This window comes from Cereibacter johrii (assembly GCF_001720585.1).
Classification (GTDB): Bacteria; Pseudomonadota; Alphaproteobacteria; order Rhodobacterales; family Rhodobacteraceae; genus Cereibacter_A; species Cereibacter_A johrii.
In genome coordinates this window covers 1-8,329 of record NZ_MABH01000045.1, presented here as the reverse complement: position 1 = coordinate 8,329, position 8,329 = coordinate 1, and the positions used below count along the sequence as shown (strand labels likewise).

Genomic DNA, 8,329 nt, shown 5'->3' with positions numbered 1-8,329 from the left:
CGGGCGCCGCGCCGGCCGTGCCGGTCTCGGATGCGCTCTGGCGCGGCGAGGGCGGCCGCGTCGTGGGCACGCAGGACCGCACCGGCCTCTTTCGCGCGCAGACCCCGCAGGCCTTCCGCTATGAGGCTATCCTTGCCGCCCACCGCGCCCATCCGGGCGGGGCCGCCGACGATGTCGAGGTGGCGCGCGCAGCCGGGCTCGAGGTGGCCATCGTCGAGGGCTGCGAGGACAATCTGAAAGTGACCTATCCCGGCGATTTCGCGCGGGCCGAGCGGCTGCTCGCGCTTGCAGCCGGGCTCTGAGGCGCGCCCGGACCCCGCCGGCCCCGGCCGGCCATCACCCGCTGGCCCGAGGGCCAGCCGAAATGCCGCCGGTCGCGAGACCGGCCACGGAAGAACGAGGAGACTGAATTGGACATCCGCACCGGCAACGGCTTCGACGTTCATGCCTTCGGGCCCGGCGACCATGTGTGGCTCTGCGGGGTGCGCGTGCCGCACCATCGCGGGCTGATCGGCCATTCGGATGCCGACGTGGGCATGCATGCGCTGACCGATGCGATCTACGGCGCACTGGCCGAGGGCGACATCGGCGTGCATTTTCCCCCGTCGGACCCGCAGTGGAAGGGCGCGGCCTCGCGCATCTTCCTCGAACATGCCATGGGCCGGATCGCGGCGCGCGGCTTCACGCTCGCCAACTGCGACGTGACGCTGATCTGCGAGCGCCCGAAGATCGGCCCCGTGGCACCCGCGATGCGCGAGGCGCTGGCCGAGATCATGGGCCTCGGCGCGGACCGGATCTCGGTCAAGGCCACCACCTCCGAGAAGCTGGGATTCACGGGGCGCGAGGAAGGCATCGCCGCCATCGCGACCGTGACCCTGCTGCAGGCATGAGGCTCACCCGCGCGATCTGCACCGCCGGAGGCATCGGCCTCCTCCGCCCCGCGCCGGGCACATGGGGCTCGGCCGCGGCCGTGGGGGCGGGCCTTCTCCTCCACGGGCTCGGCAGCTTCCCGCTCCTTCTCGCGGCGACGCTCGCCGCCTGCGGGCTCGGGCTCTGGGCCGTCCGCGAGGAGCTGAAGCTGCGCCCCCACGCCGATCCGCCCGAATTCGTCATCGACGAGGTGGCGGGCCAGTGGATCGCGCTGCTCTTTCCCTCCTGCGGCTTCTGGCTGATGGGGCTCGCCAACTGGCACTTCCCCTATCCGGGCTGGGTCGGCGCGTTCTTCTTCTTCCGGCTGTTCGACATCTGGAAGCCCTGGATCATCGGCAGGCTCGACCGGCGCGAGGACTGGGTGGGGCTGATGGCCGACGACCTGATGGCGGGCCTCTTCGCGGGCGTGGCCACCATGATCGCGGCCGGGATCGCGCACGGGGTGCTGATGTGAGCCCCGCCGCGCTTCTGGCGCTGGCCCGCGCGAAGGGCGCCCGCATCGCCACCGCGGAAAGCTGCACGGGCGGGATGATCTCGGCCGCGCTCACCGATGTGGCGGGCTCGTCGGACGTGTTCGACCGCGGGTTCGTCACCTATTCGAACGCCGCCAAGCAGGCGATGCTCGGCGTGTCGCAGGACACGCTCGCCCGCGTGGGCGCGGTCTCGGAAGAGGTGGCGCGCGAGATGGCCGAAGGCGCGCTCGCGCGTTCGGAGGCCACGCTCGCGGTGGCCGTCACCGGCATCGCCGGGCCCGGCGGGTCGGAGGTCAAGCCCGAGGGCCGGGTCTGTTTCGCGCTCGCTCTGAGAGACAGGCCCACAACCGTCGAGACGGTCGAGTTCGGCCCCCGCGGCCGCGCCGCCGTCCGCAGCGCCACCGTGGGTCATGCGCTCACCCTCATGGCGCAGGCGCTCGGGGATCTGCCCGCGAAGGGCTGATCGGCCCGCTCGGGCCCGGCGCGGCGGATCAGACTCCCGCCCGGGCGGCGGATCAGACCGCCTGCCCCGCCGCCCAGCCAGAAGACCAGGCCCACTGGAAATTGTACCCGCCGAGCCAGCCGGTCACATCCACCGCCTCGCCCACGAAATGCAGCCCCGGCACCGCGCGCGCTTCCATCGTCCGCGCGTCGAGATGGTCGGTGTCGACGCCGCCCAGCGTCACCTCGGCCGTCCGATAGCCCTCCGTCCCCACCGGCCGCAGCTCCCAGCCGCGCAGAAGGCCCGCGAGCCGGTCGAGCGTCGCGTTCGACTGCGCCCCGATCGGCCCCTCGATCCCCGCCACCGTCTCGAGATGACGCGCGAGCCGCTCGGGCAGGTGCCGCGCAAGAACGGTGCGGGCGGCGCTTCGGGGCTGCTCGCTGCGCGCCGCGCGCAGCGCAGGGCCGGGATCGCCCCCGGGCGCGAGGGTCACCAGAAGCGGCATCCCCCCGCGCCAGTAGGAGCTGGCCTGCAGGATCGCAGGCCCCGACAGGCCACGATGCGTGAACAGCAGCGCCTCATCGAAGCTCGTGCCCCCCGCGCTCACCCGCGCGGGCACCGCGAGGCCCGCCAGCGCCTTCAGCCGCTCCAGCTCCTGCGCGGCGAAGGTGAGCGGCACGAGGCCCGGACGGGTCTCGACCACCGGCAGGCCGAAGCTCTCGGCCACGCGGTAGGCATAGCCCGTGGCGCCCATCTTGGGGATCGACTTGCCGCCCGTCGCCACCACGACCGAGGCCGCCCGCACCGCTCCCGCAGGCGTGTCCACCTCGAACCCCTGGGCCAGCCGCCGGATCTCGCCCGGCTCGACCCCGAGGCGCAGCTCGACCCCCGCCTCGCGCATCTGGCGCACCAGCATGTCCACGATCTGCGTGGCGGGCCCGTCGCAGAACAGCTGACCCAGCACCTTCTCGTGCCAGGCGATGCCCGCGGCATCGATCCGGGCGATGAAGTCCCATTGGGTGAAGCGCTTCAGCGCCGACAGCGCGAAGCGCGGATTGCGCGACAGGAACCGCTCGGGCGCGATCCCGAGGTTGGTGAAGTTGCAGCGGCCGCCGCCCGAGATGCGGATCTTCTCGCCCGGCGCGCGGGCCCGGTCGAGCACCAGCACGCGGCGCCCCCGCCGGCCTGCCTCGATGGCGCAGAACATGCCCGCGGCCCCTGCCCCGAGGATCAAGACATCGGTTTTTTCCATGCGCCTTCCATAGCTTGCGACCATTTGTGCGGCAATGCGAGAAATCTCGCGACTGCCTCTTGCAGAGGCCAGAACGCTTCGCTAAACACCGCCGCAGTTGGGGCGTCGCCAAGTGGTAAGGCAGCGGTTTTTGGTACCGCCATTCGTTGGTTCGAATCCAGCCGCCCCAGCCAATCCACCGCCCGAGGGCCCGTGCCCCCGGACGGGGAAGGCCGGTTGCTCTTGCGGCCCAGAGCAGCCTTTGGTAGAAACGGCCGCACAGTTGGGGCGTCGCCAAGCGGTAAGGCAGCGGTTTTTGGTACCGCCATTCGTTGGTTCGAATCCAGCCGCCCCAGCCATCTTCCTCCGATCCGACAGACATCCGTCACGCCTCGCGCGCCCGTCCCCTTTAGGGTCTGCAAGTCCCGGCGACTGCCGCAGAGGCCCGGCCCGAGTATGACGAGACCGGCGCCCGCCCGTTTCCGGGCGACACGCCGCGGCTCATCCCCGGCCGGCCGCCGCCTCAGAATTCGACGCCCGGCTGGCCCTTGATCCCCGCCCGGAACGGATGCTTTACCATCTCCATCTCGGTCACGAGATCGGCGGCCTCGATCAGCTCGGGCTTGGCGTTCCGCCCGGTCAGGACCACATGGGTCATGGGCGGCTTCTCTTCCTCGAGAAAGGCCAGCACCTCGGCCACGTCGAGATAATCGTAGCGCAGCGCGATGTTGATCTCGTCCAGCAGCACCATGCGGATGGCGGGATCGCGGATCAGCTCCTTGGCCTTCTCCCAGCCCGCGCGGGCGGCGGCGATGTCGCGCTCGCGGTCCTGCGTCTCCCAGGTGAAGCCCTCGCCCATGGCGTGGAACTGGCAGAGCGCGCCGAAATGCGTCGTCAGCAGCCGCCGCTCGCCGGTGTCCCAGGCGCCCTTGATGAACTGCACCACCGCGCAGGGCATGTCGTGGGCGATGCAGCGCAGGATCATGCCGAATCCGGCCGAGGACTTGCCCTTGCCGGTGCCGGTATGGACGATCACGAGCCCCTTCTCGCCGGTCTTGCCCGCCATCATCCGGTCGCGGGCCTCCTTGATGCGGGCCTTCTTCTCGGCGTGGCGCTGGTTCGTGTCGGTCATTGCGGCATCCTGATCTGGACGACCTGCGGCGCGGAGGCACGCGGGCCGGAGAAGACGGGCCGCGCGAGCGGTCCCGTGACGGTGGGCAGATAGCCCGCGAGAAACGAGATCCAGCCCGCGCACCAGAGGCCGGCCGCGACGGTCACGCCGTCGAAGGCGCCGATCAGCGGCGCCCCGAGCCGGACGAGCGCCGCCGACCAGACCAGCGCGAAGGCAAGCGCCATCGTGGGCCGCGCCCGCAGCGGCCCGCCGTCGCGGGGAGCTGCCGCGCGCGCGGCAAGCGACAGGATCATCCCCGACATGGCCCCCATGGTCAGTGCATGAAGCGCATCCATCTCGGCCACGGGCAGAAGCCCCAGCCGCGCGAGCCCGACGAGCACGAGCCCCAGCGCAAGCCAGCCGAAGGTCGCGTGAAGGAGGAGAAGAAGGAGGTTCCTCCGTCCCGTCCAGCCGCCCCAGCCCGCCAGCCGCAGGGCCTGCGCGATCCCCGCCCCGATCAGGCAGAGCGCCGAGACGGTCTCCTCGCCCGCGAAGGTCAGGCCGAGCGCGGTCCACAGAAGCCCCAGCGCCGCCCATCCGAGCCCGGGCCGCGTCGCGGGCTCCGGCACGGCCAGCCCCGCCTGCCGCTGCCAGTTCAGCGTGAAGGCCGGCACCATGCGCCCGCCGATGATCGAGATCTTGATCGCGAAGAACATCCAGCCCACGCGCACCATGGTGGCCGCGTCGGGCAGCACGTCGGTCAGGGCCGCCCGCAGATAGAGGGTCTCGGCCAGCCCATAGGCCAGCACGCCCGCCCCGAAGCCGAGCTTCGTCCAGCGCCGGGCCAGCACCGCCTCGCGCCCGAGCAATCCTGCAAGCGCGAGAAAATAGGCCAGCGCCGCGGGCTGGATCAGCCCCAGCGGCGCCCCGGGCCAGAGCCCCGCCAGCACCAGCGCCGCGCGGCCGAGGCACCAGAGCGCCACCAGCGCCATCAGCGGCCCCCCGCTCAGCGGATCCGAGCCGCGCCAGCCCTGCGAGGCGGTCAGGAAATAGCCGCCGACCGCGGCCGATCCGAGCCCGAACAGCATCTCATGCCCGTGCCAGAGACCCCAGGTGCCGAGCTCCGGCGCCGAAAGCCCCAGCGCCGCGCCCCATTGCCACCAGATCAGCGCGATCAGCGCCCAGCTTCCCGCCGCGAGGAACAGCGGGCGGTGCGGGGCGAGCCAGAGCGTGCGCAAACGGGTCATGGGCGGTCCTTCCGGGCCTCCCCTTCTGCCGCGCCCGGGCCGGCTTGTGAAGCCGTCCCGCGGCCTCTCGTCCCGCGGCGTGCGCATCGGCTTGACAAGAAGGGGCCTTTCCCGCACCACTTCCGGCGCGCTGGTTCCTGTCCGACCGGACAGGCGAAGAGGGAATGCCCGAGAGGCAGCCGCCCCCGCGACCGTGACCGGAGAGGTTGCCCAAGCCACTGGCCGCAAGGCCGGGAAGGCGGGCCGCCGCGGAGCCGCAAGGCCCCACATCCGCAAGCCGGGAGACCTGCCAGCGCTGAGACTTACGGGCGGACGGGGTGTTCCGCGGCCGGTGGACCGAGGTGCCGCCCGACGCGACCTCCCTCCTTCGGATCGCTGCCCCTTCGCCATTGAAGAAGGGACGGCCGATGACCGTGACGCTGCACGTCTGCACCACCTGTCGCGCGGGCCGCCCGCTGCCCGAGGGCGAGACCGCACCGGGCCTGCGGCTTCATGACGCACTGGCCGCAGCCGCCCCCGAAGGCGTCACCGTCCGCCCCGTCGAATGCCTCTCCGCCTGTTCGCAGGGCTGTGCCGTGGCGCTCTCGGCGCCCGGCCGCTGGAGCTATGTCTACGGCCGCCTCGAGGAGGCCGACGCGCCTGCCATCCTCGACGGCGCCACCGCCTATGCGGGCGCCCCCGACGGCATCGTGCCGTGGCGCGAGCGCCCCGAGATCTTCCGCAAGCAATCGCTTGCCCGCCTTCCCCCCAACGGAGACATGTCATGACCGACCTCGCGAAGATCCCCGTCACGGTGATCACGGGCTTCCTCGGCGCCGGCAAGACCACGCTGATCCGGCACCTGATGCAGAACCCCGGCGGCCGCCGCCTCGCCGTGCTGGTGAACGAGTTCGGCACGGTGGGCGTGGACGGCGACCTCATCCGCGCCTGCGCCGACGAGAACTGCCCCGACGAGGCCATCGTAGAGCTGGCGAACGGCTGCCTCTGCTGCACCGTGGCCGACGAATTCATTCCCACGATCGAGGCGCTGATGGCGCTGCCGAAGCGCCCCGATCACATCCTGATCGAGACCTCGGGCCTTGCGCTGCCGAAGCCGCTCCTGAAGGCCTTCGACTGGCCCGCGATCCGCTCGCGCATCACGGTGGACGGGGTGATCGCGCTGGCCGATGCCGAGGCTGTGGCCGCGGGCCGCTTCGCCCCGGATGCCGAGGCGGTGGCGGCGCAGGCCCAGGCCGAGGGCGCCGATCACGAGACCCCGCTCTCGGAAGTGTTCGAGGATCAGCTGGCCTGCGCCGATCTCGTGCTGCTGACCAAGGCCGATCTCGCGGGCGAGGCGGGCCTTGCCGCCGCCCGCGCGGCGGTCGAGGCGGAATCGCCGCGGCCGATCCCGATCCTCGCCGTGACCGAGGGCGCGGTCGATCCGCAGGTGATCCTCGGGATCGAGGCCGCGGCCGAGGACGATCTCGCCGCCCGCCCCTCGCATCATGACGGGGCCGACGATCACGAGCATGACGATTTCGCCTCGACCGTGGTCGACCTGCCCGAGATCGCCGATCCCGAACGACTGGCCGAAGCGATCCGGGCGCTCGCCACCGAGCGCAACGTGCTGCGGGGGAAGGGTCATGTGGCGGTTCAGGGCAAGCCCATGCGGCTTCTCGTGCAGGCGGTGGGCGCGCGCGTCCGCCACCAGTTCGACCGGCCCTGGACGGGCGCGCGGCAGAGCCGTCTCGTGGTCATCGCCGAGCGGGGCGATCTCGACGAGGCCGCGATCCGGCAGGATCTTCTGGCGCGGATCGGCTGAACCATGCATGTCGTCTTCCGCGAAAGCCACGGGCTCGAGGAGACCGCGACCCCGTTCGATCCCGGGCAGACGCCCGCGGATCTGGTGGTCCTGTCCTTCTCCGACAGCGATCTCGGGGCCTTCGCGGCGGGCTGGCACCGGGCGCAGGGCGGCCTGCCCTCCACCCGGCTGCTGAACCTCGTGGCGCTGCGCCATCCCCTCTCCATCGACACCTATGCCGAGACGGTGCTGGCCCATGCCAAGGCGATCCTGATCCGGCTGATCGGCGGCGAGAGCTACTGGAGCTACGGGCTGGCCGAGGTTCAGGATCTTTGCCGGCGCCGCGGCATCGCGCTTGCGGTCCTGCCTGCGGACGGGCGCGAGGATCCGGCGCTCGATGCGCTCTCGACGCTGCCGGTCTCGACGTTGCGGCGGCTTTCCGCGCTCTGCGATGCGGGCGGCGCGGTGGCGGCGCAGGCCGCGCTCGCGCAACTGGCGCTGGCGGCGGGGCTCTATGCGGGCCCGGTGCCGGGCGAGAAGCGGATGCCCGACATGGGCTGGTACGATCCCGCCCGCGGCGTGATCCCCGAACCCGAAGCGGAGGGCGGGCCGGCCGTCGTCGTCACCTTCTACCGCAGTTACCTGACCGCCGCCGACACGGGCCCGGTGGATGCGCTGATTTTCGCGCTTCGCGAACGGGGCTTCCGCGCCTTCGGCCTCTTTGCGCCTTCGCTGAAGGCGCCCGGCGCGCCCGACTGGATCGCCGCCGGTCTCGCCCGCCTGAGGCCCGCAGCCATCGTCAATGCCACCGCCTTCTCGGCCAAGGGCCCCGAGGGCTCGCCCCTCGACGGCCCCGGCTGCCCGGTGTTTCAGGTCGCGCTCTCGACCGCGCGGCGGCGCGACTGGGCCGCGGCCGAGCGCGGCCTCTCGCCCGCCGATCTCGCCATGCATGTGGTGCTGCCCGAGGTGGACGGGCGGATCTTCGCGGGCGCCGTCAGTTTCAAGTCGCCCGGCAAACGCTGCCCCGAACTGCAATATTCCCGCTTCGCCCACCGCGCCGATCCCGCGCGCGTGGCCGCCGTGGCCGACCGGGTGGCGGCCTGGCACCGGCTGGC

General features: G+C 72.1%; 9 protein-coding genes, 2 tRNA genes, 1 pseudogene and 1 riboswitch. Of the genes and pseudogenes, 9 read left to right on the top strand and 3 right to left on the bottom strand.

Features of this window, described 5'->3' with window-relative positions; all coding sequences use genetic code 11:
- The 4 genes and pseudogenes from A9O63_RS02830 to A9O63_RS02815 form a co-directional block, all read left to right on the top strand.
- Positions 1-302 (top strand): IspD/TarI family cytidylyltransferase (locus tag A9O63_RS02830; RefSeq protein WP_205631815.1); only part of this gene is annotated, 302 nt, incomplete at its 5' end.
- Between the two features lie 102 nt (positions 303-404).
- Positions 405-890, top strand: a pseudogene (gene ispF / locus A9O63_RS02825) (2-C-methyl-D-erythritol 2,4-cyclodiphosphate synthase); the annotation flags it as partial.
- On the top strand, positions 887-1,384 hold the full coding sequence (locus tag A9O63_RS02820) for a phosphatidylglycerophosphatase A family protein (protein ID WP_002719972.1): 498 nt from the start codon (positions 887-889) through the stop codon (positions 1,382-1,384). The pseudogene ispF and the gene A9O63_RS02820, both read left to right, overlap by 4 nt.
- Complete coding sequence (locus tag A9O63_RS02815; protein WP_069330566.1) at positions 1,381-1,866, top strand: CinA family protein; 486 nt, start codon at positions 1,381-1,383, stop codon at positions 1,864-1,866. Before A9O63_RS02820 ends, A9O63_RS02815 begins: the two co-directional genes overlap by 4 nt.
- Positions 1,867-1,918: 52 nt before the next feature.
- Here A9O63_RS02815 and A9O63_RS02810 read toward each other — a convergent pair whose 3' ends face one another.
- Positions 1,919-3,097, bottom strand: coding sequence for a BaiN/RdsA family NAD(P)/FAD-dependent oxidoreductase (locus tag A9O63_RS02810; RefSeq protein WP_069330565.1), 1,179 nt, complete (start codon positions 3,095-3,097; stop codon positions 1,919-1,921).
- A 98-nt stretch (positions 3,098-3,195) separates the two neighbouring features.
- Here A9O63_RS02810 and A9O63_RS02805 point away from each other — a divergent pair.
- Positions 3,196-3,270: transfer RNA gene (locus tag A9O63_RS02805), tRNA-Gln, on the top strand.
- Between the two features lie 90 nt (positions 3,271-3,360).
- Positions 3,361-3,435 (top strand) — tRNA-Gln (locus A9O63_RS02800).
- 164 nt (positions 3,436-3,599) lie between these two features.
- Here A9O63_RS02800 and cobO read toward each other — a convergent pair.
- Together cobO and A9O63_RS02790 are read right to left on the bottom strand one after the other, a co-directional pair.
- Positions 3,600-4,208, bottom strand: a complete 609-nt coding sequence (gene cobO / locus A9O63_RS02795; protein ID WP_069330564.1) for a cob(I)yrinic acid a,c-diamide adenosyltransferase — start codon at positions 4,206-4,208, stop codon at positions 3,600-3,602.
- On the bottom strand, positions 4,205-5,434 hold the full coding sequence (locus A9O63_RS02790; protein WP_069330563.1) for an NnrS family protein: 1,230 nt from the start codon (positions 5,432-5,434) through the stop codon (positions 4,205-4,207). Before A9O63_RS02790 ends, cobO begins: the two co-directional genes overlap by 4 nt.
- A 114-nt stretch (positions 5,435-5,548) precedes the next feature.
- Positions 5,549-5,742: riboswitch (cobalamin riboswitch) on the top strand.
- 99 nt (positions 5,743-5,841) lie between these two features.
- Here A9O63_RS02790 and A9O63_RS02785 point away from each other — a divergent pair.
- The 3 genes from A9O63_RS02785 to A9O63_RS02775 all read left to right on the top strand — a co-directional run.
- Complete coding sequence (locus A9O63_RS02785; protein WP_009562166.1) at positions 5,842-6,201, top strand: DUF1636 family protein; 360 nt, start codon at positions 5,842-5,844, stop codon at positions 6,199-6,201.
- Entirely contained in the window at positions 6,198-7,235 is a 1,038-nt protein-coding gene (gene cobW, locus A9O63_RS02780) for a cobalamin biosynthesis protein CobW (protein ID WP_069330562.1), read from the top strand. The genes A9O63_RS02785 and cobW overlap by 4 nt, the downstream gene beginning before the upstream one ends.
- A 3-nt stretch (positions 7,236-7,238) precedes the next feature.
- On the top strand, positions 7,239-8,329 hold a 1,091-nt coding region (locus A9O63_RS02775; protein WP_205631814.1), incomplete at its 3' end, for a cobaltochelatase subunit CobN.

Excerpts from the sequence above, each read along its gene's own strand:
- cobO (WP_069330564.1), bottom strand. The coding sequence starts at position 4,208 with ATGACCGACACGAACCAGCGCCACGCCGAGAAGAAGGCCCGCATCAAG.
- A9O63_RS02785 (WP_009562166.1), top strand. The coding sequence starts at position 5,842 with ATGACCGTGACGCTGCACGTCTGCACCACCTGTCGCGCGGGCCGCCCG.
- A9O63_RS02810 (WP_069330565.1), bottom strand. The coding sequence starts at position 3,097 with ATGGAAAAAACCGATGTCTTGATCCTCGGGGCAGGGGCCGCGGGCATG.
- cobW (WP_069330562.1), top strand. The coding sequence starts at position 6,198 with ATGACCGACCTCGCGAAGATCCCCGTCACGGTGATCACGGGCTTCCTC.
- A9O63_RS02790 (WP_069330563.1), bottom strand. The coding sequence starts at position 5,434 with ATGACCCGTTTGCGCACGCTCTGGCTCGCCCCGCACCGCCCGCTGTTC.
- A9O63_RS02820 (WP_002719972.1), top strand. The coding sequence starts at position 887 with ATGAGGCTCACCCGCGCGATCTGCACCGCCGGAGGCATCGGCCTCCTC.